We start from the raw sequence: 25,541 nt of genomic DNA on the forward strand, positions 1-25,541 counted from the left end.
CGCGAGATTCTTCTCACGTCCTTCTTGTCACATCATGACCGGACAGGCGCCGCGCGGCGCAGCAGCGGAAACAGCTCACACCCCAGGCAGTACCCGAATACGGCGTTGAGGAACGCGGCGGCGAGTGCGCATCCGGTGGCCGCGAGCCCCAGCCACGCAGGCCCCCAGACATAGCCGGCCAGGCCGGTCAGCGAGAACGCCAGCCCCACGGCCTGGGCGAACCTCGGCGGCGCCGGGGACTCGAGTTCGGCCGGCGGCCCGAGCCTGGGGCGTACTGCGGTGCGGAAGAGCCATCCGTACGGAGAACGCGGCACACCGAACAGCGCCCCCGCGGCGAAGCACAGCGCCTGCCAGGCGAGCAGGATGCCGCTCCCGCTGACGAGAACGGCGGCGAGTACGACCGTGGTGACGGCGGCCCCGAAACGCGGCCCCCTGGCGTCGATGTCCATGGCCACAGCATCGCGCAGCTGTTGGGCGGGAGCGGTGCGGGAATCTTTGCAGTCTCGTGAATGCTGGAGTCTGGGATGACCGGACTGGTGGTGTGCGCGGTGGTGCTCGCGGCGGCGAGCGCCTTCGGCGTGTGGCAGCGACGCAGCGGCGGGAGGCTGAAGGTGCGCGGACGGGATGCCGGCAGACGGCTCGGCGCTGACGAACTGGGTGCCGGGCTCGGGGAGCGGGCGACGCTCGTGCAGTTCTCCAGCGCCTTCTGTCAGCCGTGCCGGGCCACCCGGCGCACGCTCAGCGAAATCGCCGGCATGGTCGACGGAGTTACCCATGTCGAGATCGACGCGGAGGAGCGGCTCGCGCTGGTACGGGAGCTCGGCATTCTCAAGACGCCGACCGTGCTGGTGCTCGACGCGGACGGCCGTATCGTCACCCGCGCGTCGGGCCAGCCCCGCAAGGTGGACGTCATCGCCGCACTGGGGCATGCGGTGTGACGCCCCGTGACACGTGTCGCACATCGTGGAACGCGCTTGACTGCACCCGCCATGCATCGTCACGCTGACGCAGTGCCTTCAGAACTCCTTCTCTACGGGCGGGCTCATGTGGACCTGGCCCGGAACGCGAGCGCGCGCTGTCCGGCTGTGTGAACAGCCACCGCCGCCCTACTCGCATCCCTCCAGAAGGCCAACTCCATGACGGCTTCGCCCGAACTCGGCACTCCTCAGCTGGCATCTCCCGACCTGCTCCGCTCCGTCTTCCGGCAGCACGCCGCGGGCGTCGCGGTGATCACCGCCCAGGGTGAGAACCCCGTCGGATTCACCGCCACCTCTCTCAACTCGGTAGCCGCCGAGCCCCCGTTGATCTCCTTCGGGGTGGGGGCCTCGTCCTCCAGCTGGCCGATCATCGCCCGGGCCGAGCACATAGGCGTACACATACTCGGCGAGCACCAGCACGATCTGGCCGCCACCTTCGCCCGCAGCGGCGCCGACCGCTTCGGTCCGGCGACCTCCTGGCGCGCCGGCCCCGAAGGCGTGCCCGTTCTCGACGGCGTACTGGCCTGGCTGGTGTGCCGGATCATCAACCGTGTCCCGGCCGGGGACCATCGCATCGTGATCGCCGAGGCCGTCGTCGGCGACCCCGTGGGAGCCGGCCGTCCGCTGCTCTATCACCAAGGACGCTTCAACGCCCTCAGGGACTAAGGGTTTCCGGTTACGCAGCGTTGGCAAGGTCACAGCACTAAGCGCTTGCATATGGGGAAAGAGCTAGGTGTACTGACGAGTAATATTTCGTTCGGTGCGCGGCCAGCCCCGACCGGGATCCGCCCAGTAAGGCGCCTATGCTGCCAACAGAAGGCAGCTCAATAGAGACGATGCAGTAGGAGAGCCGGCGTGAGCTTGAGGATCGTTGTCTGTGTGAAGTACGTGCCCGACGCCACCGGCGACCGGCACTTCGCCGATGACCTGACCGTCGACCGCGACGACGTCGACGGCCTGCTGTCGGAGCTGGATGAGTACGCGGTCGAGCAGGCGCTGCAGATCGCCGACGAGGCGGACGACGCGGAGATCACCGTGCTGACCGTCGGTCCCGAGGACGCCAAGGACGCCCTGCGCAAGGCGCTGTCCATGGGTGCCGACAAGGCCGTCCACGTCGAGGACGACGACCTGCACGGCTCCGACGTCATGGGCACCTCGCTGGTCCTCGCCAAGGCGATCGAGAAGACCGGCTACGACCTGGTCATCGCCGGTATGGCATCGACGGACGGCACCATGGGTGTCCTCCCGGCGATCCTCGCCGAGCGGCTGGGCGTCCCGCAGGTCACGCTGCTCTCCGAGGTCTCGGTGGAGGACGGCGTCGTCAAGGGCCGTCGTGACGGTGACACCGCGAGCGAGCAGCTCGAGGCGTCCCTGCCGGCCGTCGTGTCCGTGACGGACCAGTCGGGCGAGGCCCGCTACCCGTCCTTCAAGGGCATCATGGCGGCCAAGAAGAAGCCGGTGGAGTCCCTGGACCTGGAGGACCTCGAGATCGACGCCGACGAGGTCGGCCTCGAGGGCGCCTGGACCGCGGTGGACGCGGCGGCCGAGCGTCCGGCCCGCACTGCCGGCACGATCGTCAAGGACGAGGGCGAGGGCGGCAAGCAGCTCGCAGAGTTCCTCGCGAGCCAGAAGTTCATCTGAGCTTCGGCCACTTCCCCAACCGCCCCCAGACACTTCGCATTCGCAGGAGAGCAATCCCATGGCTGAAGTTCTCGTCTACGTCGACCACGTGGACGGCGCCGTCCGCAAGCCCACCCTTGAGCTGCTGACCCTGGCCCGCCGCATCGGCGAGCCGGTCGCCGTCGCCCTCGGCTCCGGCGCCGAGGCCACCGCCCCCGCCCTCGCCGAGCACGGCGCGGTCAAGGTGCTGACCGCCGACGCCCCCGAGTTCGCCGACTACCTCGTCGTGCCGAAGGTGGACGCGCTGCAGGCCGCGTACGAGGCCGTCTCCCCGGCCGCCGTGCTCGTCCCGTCCTCCGCCGAGGGCAAGGAGATCGCGGCCCGCCTCGCGGTCCGTATCGGCTCCGGCATCATCACCGACGCCGTGGACCTCGAGGCCGGCGACGAGGGCCCGGTGGCCACGCAGTCCGCGTTCGCCGCCTCCTTCACCACCAAGTCCCGTGTCTCCAAGGGCACTCCGGTCATCACGGTCAAGCCGAACTCGGCCGCCGTGGAGGCCGCTCCGGCCGCGGGCACCGTCGAGGCCCTCGCGGTCTCCTTCTCCGGGAAGGCCACCGGCACCAAGGTCGTCTCCCGCACCCCGCGCGAGTCGACCGGCCGCCCCGAGCTGACCGAGGCCGCGATCGTGGTCTCCGGCGGCCGTGGCGTCAACGGCGCCGAGAACTTCCACATCATCGAGGCGCTGGCCGACTCGCTCGGTGCCGCCGTCGGCGCCTCGCGTGCCGCGGTGGACGCCGGCTGGTACCCGCACTCCAACCAGGTCGGCCAGACCGGCAAGTCGGTCTCCCCGCAGCTGTACGTCGCCTCCGGCATCTCCGGCGCGATCCAGCACCGGGCCGGTATGCAGACCTCGAAGACCATCGTGGCCATCAACAAGGACGCCGAGGCCCCGATCTTCGACCTGGTCGACTACGGCGTGGTCGGCGACCTGTTCGAGGTCGTCCCGCAGCTGACCGAAGAGGTCAACAGCCGCAAGGGCTGACCTGCGCATGTCCTGAGCGGCCGGGGCCGCGCGGTGCTGGTCACCGCGCGGCCCCGCCGTCATTCGGGCGACCATTGACGCAGGTCGTCACCGCCTATTAACTTCGCTATACGGATTGTTGATTCCGTGGAGCGGAAAACTGGAGGGTACGGGATGGGTCAGCAGGAGAAGGTGGCAACGAGCCTCGCCGGCGCGGTCAGCGAGGGCATCAGCGCCTCCCTCGCGCCGGTGGATGCGGAGCTCGCCCGCCGTTACCCGGGAGACCCCGGCACACGCCAGCCTGTCCACACCGTCTACGTACCCGGCGACGCCTTTGCCGCCGACAGCATCCGCTCCTGGGGCGACCAGGCGCTGGCCGCGCTCGACGAGCACGCCCCGGACGCCGCGTCCTTCGCCGCCGTCCTCGGCCTCTCCGACGAACTCGCCGCGCCTGTCTACGACCGCGTGCGGGCCAAGCTGGCGCGCGAGCCCATCGAGGATCTGCGCATCGACTTCGAGGACGGCTACGGCGGCCGCGGCGACGCCGAGGAGGACGCGCACGCCGCCCGCGCCGCCCGGCTGATCACCGGGGCGTACCGGAACGGCACCGCCGCCCCGTACATGGGCATCCGTATGAAGTGCATGGAGGCCGCCGTACGCGAGCGCGGCATCCGCACCCTCGACATCTTCCTCACCGGCCTGATGGAGGCCGGCGGCCTGCCCGACGGACTCGTGCTCACGCTGCCCAAGGTGACGTACCCGGAGCAGGTGACCGCGTTCGTCCGGCTGCTCGAAGCCTTCGAGAAGGCCCGCGGCCTGGACGCGGGGCGCATCGGTTTCGAGATCCAGATCGAGACCAGCCAGTCCATCCTCGCGGCCGACGGGACCGCGGCCGTGGCCCGGATGATCGACGCCGCCGAGGGCCGGGCCACCGGACTGCACTACGGCACCTTCGACTACAGCGCCTGCCTCGGCGTCAGCGCCGCCTACCAGGCCAGCGACCACCCGGCCGCCGACCACGCGAAGGCCGTCATGCAGGTCGCCGCCGCGGGCACCGGCGTACGCGTGTCGGACGGCTCCACCAACGTCCTGCCGGTCGGCACCACCGAGAAGGTCCACGACGCCTGGCGGCTGCACTACGGCCTGACCCGCCGCGCGCTGGCCCGCGCCTACTACCAGGGCTGGGACATGCACCCCGGCCATCTGCCGACCCGCTACGCCGCCGTGTTCGCCTTCTACCGAGAGGGCTTCGAGCAGGCCGCGGCACGCCTTTGTGCCTACGCCAACCACGCGGGCGGCGACGTCATGGACGAGCCCGCCACCGCCAAGGCGCTGAGCAGCTATCTGCTGCGCGGCATCGACTGCGGCGCCCTCGACACCGCCGAAGTGGCCAGGCTCACCGGTCTGACCCGTGCCGATCTGGACGGATTCGCCGCGCCGCGCCGCGGAGACCTCACTGCCACAGCCAAGTAACAGCCGCTGGAGCCGTCACCGCTGACCCCTAGTCTGTACGCGACCACAGTCGCAACAGGATCGGGGCAGCGGTGTCTTCGGGGGAGAACGAGCGGCTCGCCGGCCGCTACCGGGTGATCGAACAGCTGGGCCGCGGCGGCATGGGCGTCGTGTGGCGGGCCTTCGACGAGGTGCTCGGCCGTGAGGTCGCCGTCAAGGAACTGCGCACCTACACCGACTCCTCGGGCCCCGAACTGGCCGACCTGACAGTGCGTATGCAGCGCGAGGCCCGCGCCGCCGCGCGCGTACGCCACCCCGGGGTCATCGCTGTCCACGACGTCGCCGAGCACCAGGGCCGTCCGGTCATCGTCATGGAGCTCATCGACGGGCCCTCGCTGGACGATGTGCTGAGCGAACGCGGCGTCATCGACGCGCGCGAGGCCGCCGCCATCGGCGCCAGGGTGCTGGAGGCGCTGGGCGCCGCCCATCGCGCCGGCGTGCTGCACCGCGACGTCAAGCCCGGCAATGTGCTGCTCGAAGGTGGGGGTACCTCCCATGCCGAAGGCTATGGGGGAGGCCGTGTGGTGCTCACCGACTTCGGCATCGCCGCGATGGACGACCCGGGCGACGGTTCCACCACCCATCTGACACGCAGCGGCGAACTGGTCGGCTCGCTCGACTACTTGGCGCCCGAACGCGCCCAAGGTCAGGAGCCCGGACCGGCCTCCGACATCTGGGCACTGGGCGCGACCCTGTACGCGGCTGTCGAGGGCTCCGCCCCGTTCCGCGGCACCTCCACCTGGTCGACGCTGAACGCCATCGTCGTGGATCCGCTGCCCGAGCCGCGCCGGGCCGCGGCGCTCGCACCGGTACTGCGGCAGCTGATGCACAAGGACCCGGCGCGGCGACCCGACGCGGACACCGCGGCCCGCCTGCTGACTGCGGTGGCCGGGGGTCAGGACACGGGCACATCGACCGTGTCGCTCGGATCCGTGGTGCCGCCGGCGCCGGACCCGTCGACCCGGGTGCCGACCGAGCTCAACGCGATGCCGCACCGGCCCGAGGGCTTCGGTCCCGCCGTGCCGCAGGCCCCACCGCAGCCTGCCGCCGCTGCAGTTGCGCATGCCCCCGCTGCCGCGTCCGGCGGCCGTGGTCGGGCGCGGGCCCTGGTCGCCGCCGGAGTGCTCGCCGTCCTGCTCGCCGGTGGGGGCGTGACGTACGCCCTCGTCGACCGGGGCGGGGACGGCACCAAGGGCAGCGAGCTCGCGGGCGGCCGGGGCGAGAGCCCGGCCGCCAGCTCCAGCGCACCCGGGGAGCCCGGCGGGAGCCCCACGAACGGGAAGCAGAGCCCGAGCGGCAAGCCCACCGACAAGGGCGCCACCAAGTCGGCCTCGCCGTCAGCGAAGCCGCCGGCGCCGGGCACGGTCTCCGGAGGTTCCGACTCCGGTACCACGGGCGGCAGTTCGGCCACCGGGGGATCCTCGGGCACCACCGGCGGGTCGACCGGCGGCTCCAGCGCTACGGGCGGCTCCAGCACCACGACCACGGGCGGCGGTTCGTCGACCGGCGGCGGGCCGGACCCGACCCCGGCGGCAGCCTGCCACGCGATCGGCGGCGGGAAGTACAACTGCGAGGTCTGGCGCACCGCGAACTCGTACACGGCGTCCGGCACCAGGGTGGGCACGCTGAACGCGGGAACCAACTACTTCTACTGCCAGCAGAATCTGGGCCGCCGCGAGACCTACGGTCAGTGGACGAACGTCTGGTGGGCCAAGACCGACGACGACAGCGGAAACGCCAATGTCTTCGTCAGCGACGTCTACATCAAGGGCGGCGACAACGACCAGCCGGTGCCCGGCCTACCCGTCTGCTGACGGCGGGATCTCGCCCGAGCCGCGCGCGATCAGCACCGTCTCCAGCGCCACCTGCGAGGGCGCGTCGTCCGCACCGTCGAGACGCCGGAACAGCCGCTCGGCCGCGGTACGTCCCAGCGTCGCGGCGTCCTGGGCGATGACCGTGATGCCCAGCAGATCGGCCAGCTCGATGTCGTCGAAGCCGACCAGGGCGACCGGCCGCTCGCGCTCGGCCAGCGCCCGTACCGCCGTCACCGTCACCCGGTTGTTGCCCGCGAAGATCGCGGTGACCGGGTCGGGACCGGTCAGCATCGCGGCCACGGCGGCTCGCACCCGCTCCGGCGCGGTGGAGCCCAGCGACACCCATGAGTCGTCCACCGTGAGCTCGGCGTCCTCCATGGCGGCGCGATAGCCGCGCAGCCGCTCGACGGCCGTGTGGATACGGGGCTGGTCGCCGATGAAGCCGATACGGCGGTGTCCGTACGCGATCAAATGGGCCACGCCCGCGCGGGCGCCGCCGAAGCTGTCGGAGAGCACCACATCGGCGTCGATCTGACCGGGCGGCCGGTCCACGAACACCGTCGCTATGCCGGCCTTGATCTCGGGCTCCAGATAGCGGTGGTCATGACCTGCGGGAATCACGATCAGCCCGTCGACCCGACGGGCGCACAGCGCGAGCACCAGCTCCTGCTCGCGGTCCGGGTCCTCGGCGCTGGAACCGTTGATCAGCAGCGCGCCGTGCGCGCGGGCGACCTCCTCGACGGCGCGGCTGAGCGGGCCGTAGAAGGGGTCGGCGAGATCTTCGAGGACGAGCCCGATGGAGGCGGTGCGGCCCTTGCGCAGGACGCGCGCGCTGTCGTTGCGGCGGAAACCCAGGGATTCGATGGCCTCCTGCACCCGGCGCTCGGTGTCGGGGGTGACACCAGGTTCGCCGTTGACCACCCGGGAGACCGTTTTGAGGCCTACGCCCGCCCGGGCGGCGACATCTTTCATGGTGGGCCGATTGCCGTAGCGGGGCTCGGGGCCTCTGGGGCGCCCGGCCGATGCCAGGGGATGGTCGGTCTCGGCCACAGTGCGCTGTCCTGTCGTCGTCGGGTGTGCGAGGGTGTGGCGTCGAGCATAGGCCCTGGACAACGTTGTCAGGGGAATGGAGACTGTTACCGAACCCGCAGGTCCGACAGCTCCCATGGGGGATCCCACACCGATGCATACCGACCTCGTCGCCGCGCTCGACATCGGCGGCACCAAGATCGCCGGCGCGTTGGTGGACGGCAGCGGCACGATCCTGGTGCGGGCACAGCGCCCGACGCCGGCCAAGGAGGACGGCGAGACGGTGATGCGCGCCGTCGAGGCGGTCCTCGGCGAGCTCGCCGCATCCCCGCTCTGGGTGCGCGCCTGCGCCGTCGGCATCGGCAGCGCCGGACCCGTGGACGCATCCGCAGGCACGGTCAGCCCGGTCAATGTCCCCGGCTGGCGCGGGTTCCCCCTGGTCGCGCGGGTGCGCGAGGCCGCGGGCGGGCTTCCCGTGGAGCTGGTCGGGGACGGTGTCGCGATGACGGCGGCCGAGCACTGGCAGGGCGCGGCCCGCGGCTATGACAACGCCCTGTGCATGGTCGTCTCGACCGGCGTCGGCGGCGGACTCGTCCTCGGCGGCAAGCTCCACCCGGGACCCACCGGCAACGCCGGGCACATCGGCCACATCAGCGTGGATCTCGACGGCGACCTCTGCCCCTGTGGCGCCCGCGGCTGCGTCGAGCGCCTCGCCAGCGGCCCGAACATCGCACGCCGGGCACTGGAGAACGGCTGGCGGCCCGGCCTCGACGGCGACACCTCGGCCGCCGCGGTGGCCGCCGCCGCCCGCGCGGGAGACCAGGTCGCCATCGCCTCCTTCGAGCGCGCCGCTCAGGCGCTCGCCGCCGGTATCGCCGCCACCGCGACCCTCGTAGAGATCGAGATCGCGGTGATCGGCGGGGGAGTGGCGGGCGCGGGCGAGGTGCTGTTCGCTCCGCTGCGCCGCTCGTTGCGCGACTACGCGACGCTCTCCTTCGTCCAGCGCCTCACGGTGGCCCCGGCGCTGACGGGCACGGACGCCGGTCTGGTGGGTGCGGCGGCTGCCGCCTCGCTCAGCAGGCAGGGTGAGGCGGCAGCCGTCGTCAGCAGCCGGTCCTGAGACCGGCTCGTCAGCAGTCGGTCCTGAGGTCGGCCCAGTCGGCCTGGTCGGAATCGACGCCGTCCCCGCCGTCGGTGACTGCCGCGCCGCGGTCAGCGCTCCGACGACTCTGCCGCGGGTACTGCGGGCGGGAAGGTGACGCATCGTTACGTTCCTCCGCACTCGCGCATTTTGGGACGACTGCAGGTGCGTGTCAGTCGCGAGCGTTTACGGTAGGGCGTGTTGGAGTCTGTTGGAAGAGAAGCGTAACGGTTGTTCGATGTCTCGCCAAAACCCTTGACGACACCCCTTTCTGGGAGTGAGATCCAATCCTCGCGTTGGGTTGTGTTGAGTTGCACCCCGGAGGAGGGGACATGGCGCAGTCATCGTTCAACGGTCCTGCCGCGCCCGGGAGCGTGGCAGGACATCGGATGTCCCGGCGGAGTCTGCTGCGCGGTGCCGCGGTGGGTGCAGGTGCGATCGCGCTGCCCTCGCTGCTCGCCGCCTGCGACAGTGGCCCCGGCGGGGACGGCAAGACCATCAAGCTGGGGTCAAACTCGTCGGACCCCGTACCGAAGAAGGCGTTCGCCGACGCGTTCGCCGCCTATGCGGAGCAGTCGAAGGACGGACGGAAGGTCAAGGTCAACACCGTTGACCACAACACCTTCCAGGAGAACATCAACCGCTATCTGCAGGGCAAACCGGACTCGGTGTTCATGTGGTTCGCGGGCTACCGCATGCAGTTCTTCGCCAAGAAGGGCCTGCTGCACGACATCAGCGACAACTGGGCGGGCTACCAGGGCTTCTCGGCCGCGCTGAAGGCCCAGTCGACGGGCGAGGACGGCAAGCAGTACCTCACCCCGTACTACTACTACCCCTGGGCCGTCTTCCACCGGAAGAGCGTGTTTGAGCAGTACGGCTACCAGGCCCCCAAGACCCTCGACGAGTACATAGCCCTCGCCAAGCAGATGCAGAAGGACAAGCTCGTCCCCATCGCGTTCTGCGACAAGGACGGCTGGCCCGCGATGGGCACCTTCGACTACATCAACATGCGCAGTAACGGATACGAGTTCCACAAGAACCTGATGGCGGGCAAGGAGGCGTGGACCGACAAGCGCGTCAAGGACGTCTTCGACACCTGGCGCAGCATCCTCCCGTACTGCCAGCCCGGAGCCAACGGCCGCACCTGGCAGGAGGCCGCGACCAGCCTGCAGAAGAAGGAAGCGGGCATGGCCGTCTTCGGACTCCCGCACCCCGGCGCCCAGTTCCCCGAGGGCGAGCAGGCCGACATCGACTTCTTCCCCTTCCCGGAGATCAACCCCGAGCACGGACAGGACGCGGTCGAGGCGCCCATCGACGGCTTCCTGCTGGCGAAGAAGTCCAAGGAGCTCAAGAACAGCAAGAGCATGGAGAGCGCCAAGGACCTGCTCAAGTGGCTGGCCACCGGCAAGGCGGAGGACATCTACCTCGCCAGTGACCCCAACAACATCGCCGTGAGCGACCAGGCCGACACCTCGAAGTACTCCCCGCTGCAGAAGAAGGCGGTCGAACTCGTCTCGGGCGCCAAGCAGATCTCGCAGTTCCTGGACCGCGACACGAGGCCCGACTTCTCGTCGACGGTGATGATTCCGGCCATCCAGACCTTCATCAACAAGCCGAAGGACGTGGATGGGTTGGTCAACAGCATCGAGAGGCAGAAGAAGACCATCTTCGCCGCCGAAGGCTGAACCGACACCGGCCGCAACCGACTTGGAGCCACCAGCCGTGCCGCTGCTGCAATCTTCCGGGGAACATGTCCCCGGCCCGGAACCCCAGGCCGCCGGGGGCACCCTGAAGGACTCCGGGGGGCGATCGAGCGTGAGCATCACAAGGCGCGCCGCACGGCGGGGTCCGCGGCGCTTCACCCGCCGCGACCTCGCCGTCCTCGGCGTGCTGCTGGGCATACCGATCCTGCTCGACCTGGCCATCGTGTGGGGACCGACCCTCGCCTCCGTCGTCCTCTCCTTCACCAGCTGGGACGGCATAGGAGACATCTCCTGGGTCGGCACGAAGAACTACGAGACCCTCTTCACCGACTATCCGCAGTTCTGGCCGGCGGCCCGCCACAATCTGCTCTGGCTGGCCTTCCTCGGACTGGTCGCCACCCCCTTCGGGCTGCTGCTGGCCGTCCTGATCGACAGGGGCGTGCGGTTCAGCCGCTTCTACCAGTCCACGCTGTACATGCCGGTGGTGCTCTCGCTCGCCGTCGTCGGCTTCATCGCCCAACTGGTCTTCTCCCGCGACCAGGGCGCGCTCAACGCGATCCTCGGGGACACCGAGAATCCCACCGACTGGCTCGGCGATCCCGACATCAACCTCTGGATGATCCTGCTGGCCGCGGCCTGGCGGCACACCGGCTATGTGATGATCCTCTACCTGGCCGGGCTCAAGGCCGTCGACCCCTCGCTGAAGGAAGCCGCCGCCATCGACGGCGCCAGTGAGGCACAGACCTTCTTCCGCGTCGTCTTCCCGACCCTGCGGCCCGTCAATGTCATCGTCGGCGTCATCACCGTCATCGAAGCGCTGCGCGCCTTCGACATCGTCTACGCGGTCAACAAGGGCAGAAACGGCCTGGAGCTGCTCTCCGTCCTTGTCACCGACAACATCATCGGCGAGGCCAGCCGGATCGGATTCGGCTCCGCCATCGCCGTCGTCCTGCTGCTCGTCTCCATGGGATTCGTCGTGACGTACCTGGTCCAGGAGATCCGTGGGGAGAAGAACCGATGACGCTCGACACCGCCCAAGCGCCCGCTGCCGCCCGGCCCACCCCGCCCGCGCAGCCCCGAAAGCGCCTCCTGCGCCCCGGACGGCTGGGCCTGCACGCCTTCTTGATGACCGTCTCGCTGGCCTTCCTCGCGCCGCTGCTGCTCGCGGTCTACGCCTCGCTCAGGCCGTACGACGAGACCTCCGAGAACGGGTACTTCTCGCTGCCGAAGAAGCTCTCCTTCGACTACTACCAGCAGGCCTTCAGCGACTCGGGGATGACGAAGTACTTCGTCAACACCCTCATCATCGCCGTGCCGGGAGTCCTTCTCGCGCTATTCTTCGCCTCGTTCGTCGCCTTCGCCGTGGCGCGGCTGAAGATGCGCGGCTCGATCCTGCTTCTGATGCTGTTCACCGCGGGCAATCTGCTGCCCCAGCAGGTGATCGTCACTCCGCTGTACGTCGTGTTCAACCGCATCCCGCTGCCGTACTGGATGTCCGACTCGATGACGATGTTCGACTCGTACTGGGCCGTCATCTCGGTCCAGGTCGGGTTCCAGATCGGCTTCTGCGTCTTCGTGCTCGCCAACTTCATGCGCACGCTGCCGCAGGAGATCCTGGAGGCGGCGATCGTGGACGGCGCGAGCGTGTGGACGCAGTACTGGCGCATCACGCTGCCGCTGTGCCGACCCGCCCTCGCTGCGCTCGGCACACTCCAGTTCACCTGGATGTACAACGACTTCCTGTGGGCGCTCGTCTTCATCTCCGACGGCGACAAGCTCCCCATCACCTCGGCGCTCAACAATCTCCGCGGCCAGTTCTTCACCGACTACAACCTGCTCGCCGCGGGCTCGGTGATCGTCGCGCTGCCGACGCTGCTGGTCTTCCTGCTGCTGCAGCGGCACTTCATCGCCGGGCTCACGCTCGGCTCCACCAAGGGCTGACAATGTGCGGTGGCCCCGTCCCTGCGGCGACGGGGCCACACCGCACCCTGGACGGAATTCCTGTAGATCGACGGCCCGAGGGTGGCCGGCTCCGGGCGGCGGAGGAGATGCGATCTACGGAGGTTCTCGTGGAGGGTGGAAGCCCGGGATGCACCGCTGGGTCCGCGCCGGCGGCTCGGAGCTGACACCTCCTCCCGCTCTTCGTTGTGAGGTGCACCGTGGCGTCTACACCAACCGGCCCTCACACAGTCGGCGAGGAGGTTACTGGCCCGTTTGCCTGGTATCGGTCGTTCACCCCGCAGGGGCGCCGGGCTTTCAAGGGGGCATTCGGCGGATTCGCTCTTGATTCCTACGATTTCCAGGTGCTGCCGCTGAGCTTGGTCGCGATCACGGCCTATTTCCACCTCACCAAGGCGGAGGCAGGGCTTCTGACCACCGTGACACTGGTGATGTCCGCGGTCGGCGGGATCCTTGCCGGGGGGCTGATCGACCGGGTCGGCCGGGTCAGGACCCTCATGATCACCGTGGGTACCTACGCCGTGTTCACTGTGCTGTGCGGCTTTGCCGTGAGCTATCCGATGCTGCTGGCGAGCCGGGCTCTTCAGGGCCTTGGGTTCGGTGGTGAGTGGGCGGCAGGCGCTGTCCTGGTTGCCGAGTACGCCAGGAGCCGCTACCGGGGCCGGACGCTGGCCTTCATCCAGAGTTCCCGGGCCGTGGGCTGGGGACTGGCGGTCATCGTGAGCACGGTGGTGATGGACCATCTTGCCGCCGATATCGCCTGGCGGGTGATGTTCTGGACCGGTGCGCTGCCGGCGGTGCTGCTGTTCTACGTGCGCCGCAAGGTCCAGGACGCCCCCGAGGTGACTGAGCGGCTCACGAAGAAGGACGCGCGCGTCCCGCTGTCATCGGTCTTCAAGGGCACCCTGGCGCGCAGGACGTTCTTCGCGACCCTGCTGGCGACCGGAGCCCAGGGCGGCTACTACACCATTGCGGCGTGGCTGCCCACCTACCTCAAGACCGAGCGCGGTCTGACCGTTGTCGGTACCGGCGGCTACCTGTTCGTGCTCATTACCGGCGCCTTCTGCGGTTACGTGACCGCCGGCTACGTCATCGACTTCCTGGGACGAAAGAAGTCGTTCGCTCTGTTCGCGGTCCTGAGCGGGGGCCTGCTGTTGGCCTACATCAACATCCCCGAGGGCGCCAACAGCCTCCTGTTGGTCCTCGGCTTCCCCCTGGGCTTCTGCGCCTCCGCCATTTTCTCCGGCTTCGGCTCCTTCCTGGCGGAGCTCTACCCGAACGCGGTCCGCGGCACCGGTCAGAGCTTCACTTACAACGTCGGCCGCGGTATCGGAGCCTTCTTCCCCACCGCGGTGGGCTTCACAGCAGGCAGCGCGGGCGTCGGCGGCGCCCTCGTCTACGGCGTCGTGGGATACGCCGTCGCCCTCGTCGCCCTCCTCGGCCTGCCCGAGACCCGCGGCACCGAATTCACCTGATGCAACGAAAAGGTTAGTGATCATGCCCACGTCTCTGGCATGAGCGACAGTGTCGTGGCTTACTGCGCTGGTCGCGCGGGTGTGGCAGCGTCACAGCCGTCGGCCTTCAGTACGTTGGGAGCGGGACCCTGGTGATCGCCGAATTGGATCTCTTCGACGAAGCGTTCGTACAGGACCCCCATCCCCTGCTCGCTCGGCTGCGACAGGAAGCACCCGTGTGCTTCGATCCGGCGACGGGCCTGTGGGTGGTGAGCCGCTACCAGGATGTGCGTCGCGTGCTGCTCGACAGCGTCGCATTCCGTCCTGACAACGCTCAGAATGCGGTCACGCCGCTGTCGGTGGCCGCGCTGCGTGTGCTCGCGCGGTCCGGCTTCTCGCTGCCTCCGGCCCTGGCCAACAACGGCGGGGTGAGCCATGGTGGCCTGCGTCGGCTTGTCACCCGATTCTTCAACGCCGAGCGTGTGGCTGCGGCGGTACCTGTTGTTGACGGCGTCGCGTTGGAGTTGCTGACAGGACTGCGCGGAAGGCTGGAAGCCGGGCTACCCGGCGACTTGGTGTCCGATTTCGCGCGTATCCTCCCCTGCTGCGTTCTGATGCGGCTGCTGGGCGTGCACGGAGAGGATCCGCTGACGCTGGTGCGCTGGAGCGACGACGCGCTGGAGTTGTTCTGGGGCCGGGCAACGGTAGAACGCCAGGTGGAACTGGCCGAATCGGTCGCGACGTTCCACCGGTGGCTGTCCGAGGAGGTGTCCGGCGGCTCGGTGGACAAGGACAGCCTCGTGGGCGCCCTGTCGCAGTACCTGCTGCCAGACGGCACGCAGTTGGACAGTGCGACAGCGATAGCCGTGTGCTTCTTCGTCCTCATCGCCGGTCAGTCCACGACCGGACAGCTGATCGCCACCGTGCTGCGTCGGGCACTGGAAGAGCCGGAGCGATGGACCAGGGCCGGCGCGGAGCCGGGGTTCGCACAAGCCTGGGTGGAAGAGATCCTGCGGAGCGAGTCGCCGGTGACGAGCTGGCGCCGGACAACGGCATATGAGGTGGAACTCGGCGGAGTACAACTCGCTCCGGGCTCCCAGCTGCTGCTGATGCTGATGAGCACGGGGGCCGATCCAGACGTGTTCCAGCAGCCGCAGCTGCTGGACCCTCACCGGAACAACGTCCGCCATCACCTGGCTTTCGGCGCCGGGCGCCACCGCTGCCCCGGCGCTTCCCTGGCCCGGACCGAAGCCGCGATCGCACTTCGCGCGGCGGCCCGCTCTCTGCCAGAGGCCGTCACAGTCAAGGACAGCGCTCGCTCGCCGATGCTGGGCCTGTTGTCCTTCCGGGCGCCGCTGTCCTTGCCCATCGTCCTCGGCCAGGTGTACTGATCTTCAACCCCGGCAGCGAGAACCGCCTGCCGGTTCCGCAGGAGCCGCCACCGGCTGTACCGGCCGCGCCGGTCGGGGGACAGGCAGACGGCGGAGGGCGATGGCCGTGGCACGGTCGGTCCACGCGGAGAGCGGGGGCCTGCGGGGCGCTGCTGCTGCGGTGGTGGTGGCACGGGCGTGGACGACGCTGATCACGGCGGCCAGTTCCTCGGGAGTGGGCTGCCCGTACAGCACCTTGATGAGAGGGATCGTGTGCTCCTGGATGGGGAAGGCCATGTCGGCCACGTCGGTACGTGTCCCTCCGTCTAGAGCGGTATGTTGCCGTGCTTCTTGGGGGGCAGCGTCTCCCGCTTGGTGCGCAGCGCCCGCAGGCCGCGGATGATGTGCTGCCGCGTCTGAGAGGGTTTGATCACCGCGTCGATGTGACCCAGCTCGGCAGCGATGAAGGGATTGAGGAGAGCGTCCTTGTACTCGCTCATCAGCTCAGCGCGCTTCCCCTCCCAGTGGACTGGGTCCGGGGCTTCAGCCCCCGTCTGCGATACGCCGACGAGGATGCCGATGGCGCTCTGGGGGCCCATCACCGCGATCTGCGCAGTGGGCCAGGCCAGGTTGAGGTCGGCGCCGAGGTGCTTGGAGCCCATGACGTCGTAGGCGTCGGCAAAAGCCTTCCGGGTAATGACGGTGATGAGCGGGACCGTGGCCTCGGCGTAGGCGTAGATCAGCTTGGCGCCGCGGCGGATGACGCCTTGGTGTTCCTGGTCAGTGGCCGACACGAAGCCGGGCACATCCACGAAGGTCACCACCGGGACGTTGAAGGCGTCGCAGGTCCGAACGAAGCGGGCGGCCTTCTCGCAGGCGTCGATGTCCAGGCAGCCGCCCAAATGCATCGGCTGGTTGGCGACGATGCCCACCGGGTGTCCCTCGATGCGGCCGAAGCCGGTGATGATGTTCGGCGCGAACAGAGGCTGGGTCTCAAGGAATTCGTAGTCGTCGATGACGTGCTCGATGACGTGGTGCATGTCGTAGGGCTGGTTGGCGGAATCTGGTATCACCGTGTCCAGCTCCAGGTCTTCGGCGCAGGTCTCCAGGTCGGCCTGGTCGGGGTAGGCCGGAGGTTCCTGGAGATTGTTCGAGGGCAGGTGGGACAGCAGTGCCCTGACGTATTCCATGGCCTCCTTTTCATCACCCGCCATGCAGTGGGCGACACCGGAGACGGTGCTGTGCGTGCGGGCTCCGCCCAATTCCTCGATGTCGATCTCTTCGCCGGTCACGGTCCTGATCAGTTCGGGCCCGGTGGTGAGCATGTGCGAAGTGCGTTCGGTCATCACGGTGAAGTCGGTCAGAGCGGGGGAGAAGACCGCACGGCCGGCGCACGATCCCAGAATGAGCGAGATCTGGGGGACGACTCCGGAAGCATGTACGTGGCGGCGGAACATCTCGCCGCTCGTGCCCAGGGCGTTGCCCCCGGCCTGGATGCCGGCCCGTCGGGAGTCGCTGATGCCGATGACCGGACAGCCGGTCTTCAGCGCGAAGTCCATTACCTTCGTGATCTTCCCGCAGACTGCCTCACCCATCGCCCCGCCGAAAACGGTGGGCTCCTGGGCGAAGACAGCCACCGGGCGGCCGTCGACGGTGCCGTAGCCGGTGATCACGCCGTCTCCGTACGGTCGTTCTCCCTCGAGGTCTGCATGGCTCGGGCGGTGCCCGGCGGCCGCGTCCAGTTCCACAAGGGAGTCCTGGTCGAGCAGTTGCTCGACGCGCGCGCGGGCGGTCACCTCTCGAGCGGTGCGGATGTTGCTCTCCGATGGGGCCATCGCGTGGGTCTCCGTGTCGTTGCGAGTCGTGATGAAGGAAGGGTCTCGGGCAGGGCTTGAGGGCCAAGGCATGCCTTGGAGAGTTCAGGGGACGTCCGCGGCGCGAGGGGGCAGGTCCTCGCGCCGCGGGCGGCCGTTCAACGAGACCAAGACGACCGCGATGTCACCTTATGGATTGTTGAACGATTCTTCAATGGGGCATTTGGTCTCGCCATGCGAACGCCGCCAGCGCGCATCGGCCCGGTCTCGCTCTGGATGCGCGGGTTGGGCAGGGGTTGACATGGGCGAGATTGACTGATAATCCAGTAATCCAGAAAGGGGATTGTAGAACAATCCTACGCACGAGTAAGGCGGAGGTCCGCGGCCGCGGGATCTGGATCGGCTTCCCTCCCGATGTCGCGTTCCGGCCAATGCCACAGCGTCAGTCATCGTCCAGCCGCTTGGAGCCCTCTCGCAGGCGGACCGCCGCGCGGCGTAGTTCCGGCAACATGGCCGCGCATCCCCAAGTGAGGACGCAATGCCTCCTTTCACCTCCACTCAGGTGCAGTCGGCCCACTCGGATACCGAGACCGGGCAACGGGTCTCCGTGACCTGGGTCCTGCCCGCGGTGGCTGCATCTGCTCAATCCGCCCGTCGGCAAGTCGGTGACCTGCTCCAGGCGTGGGATCTGCGGCATCTGGTCGAGGACGCAGAGCTGATCGTTTCGGAACTCGTCACCAATGCGATCTGCCACGGCTCGGATCGTGATCCCATCTGGCACACGGTGCGGCGCATCCGCATGGCGACCGGGGACGTGATCCGCCTCGAGGTCGGCGACTACGGCCGGGGGTGGAGCGGTGTTCTTTCTCCCCCGGGGTCCGATGACGACATCCCATGCAGTGGGCGGGGGTTGTACCTGGTCGAGGCCCTGTCCTCGGACTGGGGCACCTGGAAACTGCCGCACGGCCATGCGGTGTGGGCCGCGCTGCCGATTGATGGCGCCCTTGTCGACTCCGCAGTCCTGCCGGCTCCACGGTCCGACCGTGGCTCGTCGTGATGAAACCGAGTTGTAGAAAAAGCTTCGTCCCCTCTTGAAGGATCGTTCAACGATCCCTAGCTTGTACCCACGTCAAGCCGCAGGGCATGCGCGTCGTCCGAATCTCGTGAAGGCGGCAGTACGGATGACAGCCCACCTTGATGAGGGCCTTGACTCCCGTCCCTCTCCATCTCCGTGAGGTCACCGTGACATCCATCCCCACCAGCCCCCCGACCACAGTCGAGAGCGAGGTGACCGGCCCATTCGCCTGGTTCCGGTCGATGTCCCCGCAGGGCCGCAGGGCCTTCAAGGGCGCATTCGGCGGATACGCCCTCGACTCCTACGACTTCCTCGTGCTCCCGATGGCCATGGTCGCCATCACGGCCTACTTCGGCCTGACCACGGCGCAGACCGGGCTACTGACCACGGTCACACTGCTGTCCTCGGCAGTCGGCGGAATCGTCGCCGGTCTCCTGATCGACAGAATCGGCAGGGTCAAGACCCTCATGGTCACGGTGGGCACCTACGCCGTGTTCACCGTGCTGTGTGGCTTCGCCACGAGCTACCCGATGCTGCTGGGGTTCCGGACACTGCAGGGAATCGGGTTTGGTGGTGAGTGGGCGGCCGGCGCCATCCTGGTCGCCGAGTACGCCAGGCCGCGCTACCGCGGCCGGGTCCTGGCCTGGGTCCAGAGTGCGTGGGCGGTCGGCTGGGCCCTGGCCGTCATCGTCGGCACGACCCTCACGAACAACGTCGATCCGGACCTGGCCTGGCGTGTGCTGTTCTGGACAGGAGCCCTGCCGGCGCTGCTGCTGGTGTACGTGCGGCGCAACGTCGAGGACGCCCCCGAGGTGACCGAGCGGCTGGCCAGGAAGGAAGCCCGCCCGCCGCTGTCCTCCATCTTCAAGGGCGGCATGGCTCGCCGGACCATCTGTGCGACCCTGCTGTCCACCGGCGTGATGGGCGGGTACTACACCTTCGCCACGTGGCTGCCGACCTACCTCAAGACCGAGCGCGGCCTGACGGTCGTCGGCACCGGTGGCTATCTGTTCGTACTCATCACCGGAGCCTTCTGCGGCTACGTCACGGCCGGTCAGCTCGTCGACCGCCTGGGCCGCAGAGTCACCTTCGTCATCTTCGCGCTCCTGAGCGCCGGCCTTCTGATCTCGTACGTCAACATCCCACAGGGCTCCAACTCCCTTCTGCTGATCCTCGGATTCCCCCTCGGCTTCAGCGCCTCCGCCATCTTCTCCGGCTTCGGCTCCTACCTGGCCGAGCTCTACCCCAGCACGGTCCGCGGCACCGGCCAGAGCTTCACCTACAACGTGGGACGCGCGCTCGGAGCCATCTTCCCGACGGCTGTCGGCTTCTCATCGGCGGGTGTCGGCGGTGCGCTGATCTACGGTGCCGTCGGCTACGGGCTCGCACTCGTCGCTCTTCTCGGCCTCCCGGAGACCCGCGGGTCCGAACTCACCTGAACCTGTCCCACACCCACTGACCATTGGCGACGGTGGTCGGCGACGAAGCCGCCGGCCACCCCACCACTGCCGTTGCTGCCCGCTGGATGTGAGCCGGAGTTCGCGCAGACATGCCGCACGAGCGACGACCCGTAATCCCCCCGCGCCGTCTGACAGACGGGTCGGCACCACACCATGAGAGGCATCCTTTGCGCGAGAAGGTCAGCCGACCCCCGAGAGCAAAACCCCGGCACCGGTACGCGACTGACCTCAAAGCCGTGGGCCACCTCATCAAGCCGAAGAACTGGCGCGTACGCAATAAACTGACCGCGGTCGTGCTGATCCCCGGGCTCCTGGCCGGCGTTCTGGCGGTTGCCGGCCTTTCCCGCACCGTCGGCGACGCCGAGGACTACAGACAGTTCTCCGTCCTCGCCCGCCTCCAGCAACCGGCCTTGCGACTGGTCCACGCGCTCCAGGAGGAACGCGACACCACAGCCGGCTTCATCGCAGGCCGGCGCAAGGCCGCGAACAGCAACCCCCGTCGGCAGCGCATCGCAGTCGACGCCGCTGCAGCCCTCTACCGTCAGGCAGCCGATGACATCGACGCCTCCGACGATCCACAGCTGCAGGAGGTCCTGAGCGCCGTCACTCAGGAACTGGCAAGCCTCCCAGCGCTGCGCAGGTCAGTTGATGAAGCCAACCTGACGCAAGGCTCGATCCTCGCCAACTACACAGCCGCCATCAGCAAACTCATGCGTCTCGGGCCGGTCCTGGCCGCGCACAATGGCGGCAGCAGGACCGCTGGCCAGGTGCGGGCTCTCAACTCCCTGTCATACGCGGTGGAAAACACCAGCCGGGTGCGAGCAGACCTCAACTGCGTCTTGACCACCGGCACCTTCCTCGTGGGTCAGTTCCCGGAATTCACCGGCGCGGTCGCACGCCAGCAGGAGTCTGTGAACGATTTCATGGCCTCAGCCAACGAGGCACAGCAGAGCCTGTACGCCAACACCGTCAAGGGCGCATCCGTCAGCACCACCCAGGCCATCCAGGAACGCTCCGGCGAGCAGGCACAGGCCCCGCGCCTCGAAGTGGACCCGGCGACATGGAACAAGGTTTCCAGCCGCAAGATCGCGCTTATGCGCGAGGTGGAATCACGAATCCTGGACGATCTCATCGCCCGCAGCGGCCAGGCGCACAGCTCCCGCCAGAGCGCAGCGCTATGGGGAGCGGCCGGGCTGCTCGCCGTATTCCTGGTAACAGGCTCAGTCGTCACCGTCGTCGTACGGTCCATGACCCTGCCCCTGAAGATCCTGCGCATCTCGGCCCTGAAGGTCGCAAACGAGCACCTGCCGCAGGCACTCACACGGCTTCGGCAGGCCCACATCGATGACCTGCGCGACTACCGGGCCACGCCGACCGCAGTCGCGGCCAACGACGAGATCGGGGATGTTGCCCAAGCATTCGACGCCGTGCAGAGTGCCGCCGTCGCTCTCGTGAGGGACCAGGCCGCACTCCGCAGACACATCAACGGCATGTTCATCCACCTCTCCCGCCGCAATCAACATCTGGTCAGCAAACTCCTCTCCGAGATCAGCGACTTGGAGCAGCACGAGGACAACCCCAACCACCTGGCTCGCCTCTTCCGGCTGGATCACCTGGCCACACAGATGCTCCGCACGGACGAAAGCCTTCTGGTGCTGGCCGGCTCCGACACGGGCCGCGGATGGGAGCAGCCGATGCCGGTGTCGGAGATTCTGCTGGCTGCCAGCGCTGAGGTGGAGCAGTACACCCGTATCGATTGCCGTCCGTCGCAAGGAGCCGACATTTCAGCAGACGCCGTTACCGACCTGGTGCACCTGTTGGCCGAGCTGATGGAAAATGCGACGGTCTTTTCCAGCGCCCGCTCCCGCGTCACCGTGACCTGCCGGACGGCTTCCGATCGTCCCAGTGACCTCATGATCGCCATTGAGGACGCGGGCACTGGAATGACAGCCGAGAAACTGGCCACGGTGAACCAGCGCCTGGCCTCGGCGTTGTCGCTCGACCCCGAAGCGGGGCAGAGCATGGGGCTGTTTGTTGTGGGCCGCCTCGCAGCCAGACACGGCATCGACGTACATCTTGTTTCGACCCCCCACCGGGGGAGCACGGCCCTGGTACGAATCCCCCGGAACCTGCTGGCCGGCCTCCACGACTACGGCCCTGTGGCGCAGGAGTGGGCTGACTCCACGTCGGCCGACGAGCTCTCCACCCACCCTGCCCCGGCCTGGACGGCGTCTTCGGCTCCTGTGCCCGCATCGCCACCGGAGGACCGTCCTGCTCCTGCCGTCGGCTCATATCCGACCACCAACGCCGAACCCGTCTTCGGCTCGCCACAGGAATGGCTGGCGCACCGCCGCTACACCGATGGCCTGCACATCAGCGACAGACCATCGCCCGGCTCGCCCCCGGTCCCTCACACCCTCAGCGACACCCAGGGCGATCTGCCGACCGCAGAAGGACAAACGTGATGCCAAGACCAGCCACCCGTACCGCCGTGCTTCTCTGCGCCGCCCTGTTCCTCGCTTCCGCCTGCACAGGTGAGCCGGCTGTTCGGCAGTCCCGCGCTCCCGTGAGTATCGGCTTCCTCGCGCCGCTGTCGGGTCCGGGCGCCTCAGTGGGCACCGACACCAAGCGAGGCGCCGAACTGGCCGTGCAGATTGTCAACGGCCAATACCCCTCGATGGCGCTGCCGCTGGGGCGGGGGTCGGGTCTGCCTCGCTTGGACAACGCGAAGATCAGGCTCATAGCCGCCGACACCAGTGGCTCCGTTTCGCGCGGGGCCACCGAGGTGGCGCACCTGGTCAGTACCCAGCACGTGGTCGCCGTGGCCGGGGGATACGAGTCCGCCGTCACCGAGGCTGCCAGCGCACGCTCCGAGGATCTGAGGATCCCGTTCGTGAACGGAGGTTCCTCCGCATCGTCCTTGACCGAGCGCGGACTTGACTGGTTCTTCCGCACCGGCCCCTCCGACCTGAGCTACGGCCGCGTGGTGTTCTCCTTGCTGAAAGAACGCCAGAGCAAGGGAACGTCAGTCAAGCGCATCGCAGTCCTCCACACCGACGATCAATACGGCAACGACGGATCCGCCATGATCGAGCGTCTTGTCTCCCACATCGACGGCCACGTCGTGGCCGACATCAAAGTCGGCGCCCAGTCCAGCGATCTGTCCTCCCACGCGCACGCGGTGACAGCGTCGAACCCCGACGTCGTACTGACCTTCCTGTACACATCCCAGGCGCTGGCGCTGAGGGACGCCTTCGACCGCCTCATGTACCAGCCTGCCGCGCTCATAGCCTTCGGAGGGGGGCATGCGGATCCCGCTTTCATCCGCAGGGACCCGAGCGCGGCCGAGGGAGTCTGCAGCCGCTTCGCCTGGTCTGCCGACCTGGCCGAGCGCAACCCCACGGCCAGGGCCGTCGCAGACCTCTACAGGAAAATGTACGGCGCTCCCATGAACGATGACGCTGCCCGTGCGTTCACAGCCGTGATGACGCTCGCACAGGCGATCAACGAGGCCGGATCCCCTACGCCGGCCGATATCCGCTCAGCACTGGTGAACATCGATGTGCCGGGCCGCGACACGATCATGCCGTGGGATGGCGTGAAGTTCGATGACAACCACCAGAACATCGGAGCCCGCGGCATTGTGGAGCAGGTCCACAACGGCCGGTACCGCCTCGTCTATCCCTTCGACGTGGCCCGTGCACGCCTGCGATGGCCCATGGCCGACGGGCGCTGACGACACAGAGCACGGGTCCTTGGTCTGCGGCCGGCCTCACGGAGCCATGAACTCGGAGTACTTCTCGAGCAGCTGCTTCTCCGCGCCGTCAAGATAGTCGGCCAGCAGCAGCTCGGCTCTGACCCTGTCTGCCGCCTTGAGGGCGGAGAGGATCTCCCGGTTGCGTCCCAGGTACGGCTCGTGGAAGCTGCGCGGATTGTCCATGGCATGGAAGACCAAGCGCAGTTCAGCCAGCACACCGCGCATGAGCTCGTCCAGGCGCTTGCTGTGGGTGAGGGCCACAACGGCATGGTGGAAGTGGATGTTCGCGGTGCCCAGTTCACGCCAGGCGCCTTCCTCGGCCGCCTTCTCGCCTTCGGCAACCGCAGCTTCAGCCTGAGCCAGGTCGTAGGGCGGTGCCCCGAGATTACGCACCGCCGCACACTCGATGAGTCTGCGGACCCGGTAGATGTCGGTTACGTCCTTCACGGTGAGGACGCGTACGAACACGCCACGGTTGAGCTCGTGGACCAGCAGCCTCTCGTGCGTGAGCAGACGAAAAGCCTCTCGCAGAGTGTTGCGTGAGACTCCCAGAGCGTTACCGATGGTGTCTTCGGAGAGCTTGCTCCCCGGCGGGAGGTAGCCCTCGGCGATGCGGGCGCGCAAGATGTCGGCGACGCGGTCGGCGGTGCTGGAGCGCCCCAGAAGCGCACGGTCACCGACGAGCACGGACGGGTCCACCTCGGCTGTCATGGTTTTTTGCCCTTCCCCACGGCCGACGGTGCGTCCGACGGTCTTCCCAACGCGTTGCTGTGTATCCAGTGAACCGGAAACTCGTGAACGAAACAACAGAGGCCCTGTCGGATTGTTCAACGATCCTCTACTATGGGGTGAACGGTGAGCGGCCGCAATCCGCCGTGGAGCGGTTGTGCCCGCACGGATCGGCAGAACCGCAGGTCGGGGGACGCGGACGCCAGAACACTATGCGAGCGCCAAGGCGGCACGCCCCTGCTGCGCAGAACGCGGTGACTCCAGAGGCAGCCCTGGCTGCCTGTGACGACAGGACGAGTGATGACGACAGTTCCGGCTCCCGGGGCACTGACCCCCGGTGAGGCGCGGGCGATGTTCCGCGATGGTACAAGCGCGCCAACCGCAGGATGGTGTGCGGCATACACCCAGGTCAACCTCATCGCAGTTCCGGCCCACTGGGCTTATGACCTGCTCCTGTTCTGCCAGCGCAACCCCAAGCCGTGTCCCGTGCTCGACGTCACGGAGCCGGGATCCTGGTCGACGACACTGGCTCCCGGCGCCGACCTGCGCACCGACGTCCCTCGCTACCGGGTCTGGGAGAACGGCCGTCTGATCGACGAACCCTCCGACGCCACCGCTGTCTGGCGCAGCGACATGGTCACCTTCCTCGTCGGATGCAGCTTCACCTTCGAGACCGCGCTGGCAGGCGCAGGCGTACCTATGCGCCACGTCGACCAGGGACGCAATGTCGCGATGTACAAAACGAACCGCGACTGCCGCCCGGCAGGCCGGCTGAGGGGCCCCATGGTGGTGTCCATGCGGCAGATCCCGGCCGGCCTCGTCGACACCGCGATCCGCGTCAGCACACTGATGCCCGCCGTGCACGGAAGCCCGGTGCACGTCGGCGACCCGGCAGCCCTGGGCATCGAGGACCTTGCGTACCCCGACTTCGGCGACCCGGTACAGGCGGAGCCGGGCGACGTACCGGTGTTCTGGGCCTGCGGCGTCACACCGCAGGCCGTGCTGGTGGCCTCACGACCGTCGTTCGCAATCACTCACGCCCCCGGATACATGCTGATCACCGACGCCCGAGACACGGATTACCGCCTCGGATGAAGGCGCAGTGG

The 25,541-nt window shown here is 68.1% G+C and carries 22 protein-coding genes; 17 read left to right on the forward strand and 5 right to left on the reverse strand.

The annotated features are described in order from the left end of the window. Positions 1-32: 32 nt before the first annotated feature. Complete coding sequence (locus OG905_RS35010) at positions 33-449, reverse strand: DUF4395 domain-containing protein (protein ID WP_328680702.1); 417 nt, start codon at positions 447-449, stop codon at positions 33-35. Positions 450-524: 75 nt separating this feature from the next. Between OG905_RS35010 and OG905_RS35015 the strand changes: the two genes are divergently transcribed. The 6 genes from OG905_RS35015 (at position 525) to OG905_RS35040 (ending at position 6,944) form a co-directional block, all read left to right on the forward strand. Further along, positions 525-938 (forward strand): TlpA family protein disulfide reductase, encoded by a 414-nt coding sequence (locus OG905_RS35015; RefSeq protein ID WP_328680703.1) that lies wholly within the window; start codon positions 525-527, stop codon positions 936-938. A gap of 198 nt (positions 939-1,136) precedes the next feature. After that, the gene (locus OG905_RS35020) at positions 1,137-1,643 is read left to right on the forward strand and encodes a flavin reductase family protein (RefSeq protein WP_328680704.1); all 507 of its coding nucleotides are present in this window, start codon (positions 1,137-1,139) and stop codon (positions 1,641-1,643) included. A 189-nt stretch (positions 1,644-1,832) separates the two neighbouring features. Beyond that, positions 1,833-2,618, forward strand: coding sequence for an electron transfer flavoprotein subunit beta/FixA family protein (locus OG905_RS35025; protein WP_328680706.1), 786 nt, complete (start codon positions 1,833-1,835; stop codon positions 2,616-2,618). 58 nt (positions 2,619-2,676) lie between these two features. After that, positions 2,677-3,639, forward strand: coding sequence for an electron transfer flavoprotein subunit alpha/FixB family protein (locus OG905_RS35030; protein ID WP_328680708.1), 963 nt, complete (start codon positions 2,677-2,679; stop codon positions 3,637-3,639). Positions 3,640-3,792: 153 nt separating this feature from the next. Further along, a complete protein-coding gene (locus tag OG905_RS35035) occupies positions 3,793-5,091 on the forward strand; it encodes a DUF6986 family protein (RefSeq protein ID WP_328680710.1) in 1,299 nt (432 codons plus the stop codon). 71 nt (positions 5,092-5,162) lie between these two features. Beyond that, positions 5,163-6,944, forward strand: a complete 1,782-nt coding sequence (locus OG905_RS35040; protein ID WP_328680712.1) for a serine/threonine-protein kinase — start codon at positions 5,163-5,165, stop codon at positions 6,942-6,944. Here the strand turns inward: OG905_RS35040 and OG905_RS35045 are convergent. Continuing rightward, the gene (locus OG905_RS35045) at positions 6,930-7,916 is read right to left on the reverse strand and encodes a LacI family DNA-binding transcriptional regulator (protein ID WP_328680714.1); all 987 of its coding nucleotides are present in this window, start codon (positions 7,914-7,916) and stop codon (positions 6,930-6,932) included. The genes OG905_RS35040 and OG905_RS35045 overlap by 15 nt on opposite strands. 211 nt (positions 7,917-8,127) lie before the next feature. Between OG905_RS35045 and OG905_RS35050 the strand changes: the two genes are divergently transcribed. The 6 genes from OG905_RS35050 (at position 8,128) to OG905_RS35075 (ending at position 15,621) form a co-directional block, all read left to right on the forward strand. Then, entirely contained in the window at positions 8,128-9,093 is a 966-nt protein-coding gene (locus tag OG905_RS35050; protein WP_328680715.1) for an ROK family protein, read from the forward strand. Positions 9,094-9,503: 410 nt separating this feature from the next. Beyond that, on the forward strand, positions 9,504-10,799 hold the full coding sequence (locus tag OG905_RS35055) for an ABC transporter substrate-binding protein (protein WP_328682763.1): 1,296 nt from the start codon (positions 9,504-9,506) through the stop codon (positions 10,797-10,799). 130 nt (positions 10,800-10,929) lie between these two features. Continuing rightward, a complete protein-coding gene (locus OG905_RS35060) occupies positions 10,930-11,838 on the forward strand; it encodes a carbohydrate ABC transporter permease (protein WP_328680716.1) in 909 nt (302 codons plus the stop codon). Further along, complete coding sequence (locus OG905_RS35065) at positions 11,835-12,758, forward strand: carbohydrate ABC transporter permease (RefSeq protein ID WP_328680717.1); 924 nt, start codon at positions 11,835-11,837, stop codon at positions 12,756-12,758. The genes OG905_RS35060 and OG905_RS35065 overlap by 4 nt, the downstream gene beginning before the upstream one ends. A gap of 218 nt (positions 12,759-12,976) precedes the next feature. After that, the gene (locus OG905_RS35070) at positions 12,977-14,251 is read left to right on the forward strand and encodes an MFS transporter (RefSeq protein WP_328680719.1); all 1,275 of its coding nucleotides are present in this window, start codon (positions 12,977-12,979) and stop codon (positions 14,249-14,251) included. Positions 14,252-14,382: 131 nt separating this feature from the next. Beyond that, positions 14,383-15,621 carry a cytochrome P450 gene (locus OG905_RS35075; RefSeq protein WP_328680720.1) on the forward strand — a complete coding sequence of 413 codons (1,239 nt, stop codon included), beginning with the start codon at positions 14,383-14,385 and terminating at the stop codon, positions 15,619-15,621. A 3-nt stretch (positions 15,622-15,624) separates the two neighbouring features. Here OG905_RS35075 and OG905_RS35080 read toward each other — a convergent pair whose 3' ends face one another. Further along, complete coding sequence (locus tag OG905_RS35080; RefSeq protein WP_328682765.1) at positions 15,625-15,897, reverse strand: acyl-CoA carboxylase subunit epsilon; 273 nt, start codon at positions 15,895-15,897, stop codon at positions 15,625-15,627. A 29-nt stretch (positions 15,898-15,926) separates the two neighbouring features. After that, positions 15,927-17,507, reverse strand: a complete 1,581-nt coding sequence (locus tag OG905_RS35085; RefSeq protein ID WP_328680722.1) for an acyl-CoA carboxylase subunit beta — start codon at positions 17,505-17,507, stop codon at positions 15,927-15,929. Positions 17,508-18,021: 514 nt separating this feature from the next. On the opposite strand from OG905_RS35085, the gene OG905_RS35090 reads away from it, so the two are divergent. The 4 genes from OG905_RS35090 to OG905_RS35105 all read left to right on the forward strand — a co-directional run bounded on the left by OG905_RS35090 (position 18,022) and on the right by OG905_RS35105 (position 23,685). Further along, positions 18,022-18,471, forward strand: coding sequence for an ATP-binding protein (locus OG905_RS35090; protein ID WP_328680723.1), 450 nt, complete (start codon positions 18,022-18,024; stop codon positions 18,469-18,471). A gap of 140 nt (positions 18,472-18,611) precedes the next feature. Beyond that, on the forward strand, positions 18,612-19,928 hold the full coding sequence (locus OG905_RS35095) for an MFS transporter (protein WP_443044026.1): 1,317 nt from the start codon (positions 18,612-18,614) through the stop codon (positions 19,926-19,928). A 257-nt stretch (positions 19,929-20,185) separates the two neighbouring features. Next, on the forward strand, positions 20,186-22,414 hold the full coding sequence (locus OG905_RS35100; protein WP_328680727.1) for a sensor histidine kinase: 2,229 nt from the start codon (positions 20,186-20,188) through the stop codon (positions 22,412-22,414). After that, on the forward strand, positions 22,414-23,685 hold the full coding sequence (locus OG905_RS35105) for an ABC transporter substrate-binding protein (RefSeq protein WP_328680729.1): 1,272 nt from the start codon (positions 22,414-22,416) through the stop codon (positions 23,683-23,685). The genes OG905_RS35100 and OG905_RS35105 overlap by 1 nt, the downstream gene beginning before the upstream one ends. A gap of 36 nt (positions 23,686-23,721) precedes the next feature. Here OG905_RS35105 and OG905_RS35110 read toward each other — a convergent pair whose 3' ends face one another. After that, positions 23,722-24,417, reverse strand: a complete 696-nt coding sequence (locus OG905_RS35110; RefSeq protein WP_328680732.1) for a GntR family transcriptional regulator — start codon at positions 24,415-24,417, stop codon at positions 23,722-23,724. Between the two features lie 318 nt (positions 24,418-24,735). On the opposite strand from OG905_RS35110, the gene OG905_RS35115 reads away from it, so the two are divergent. Continuing rightward, the gene (locus OG905_RS35115; protein WP_328680734.1) at positions 24,736-25,530 is read left to right on the forward strand and encodes a putative hydro-lyase; all 795 of its coding nucleotides are present in this window, start codon (positions 24,736-24,738) and stop codon (positions 25,528-25,530) included. Positions 25,531-25,541: the final 11 nt, after the last annotated feature.

The organism is Streptomyces sp. NBC_00322, assembly GCF_036147535.1.
Lineage (GTDB): Bacteria > Actinomycetota > Actinomycetes > Streptomycetales > Streptomycetaceae > Streptomyces.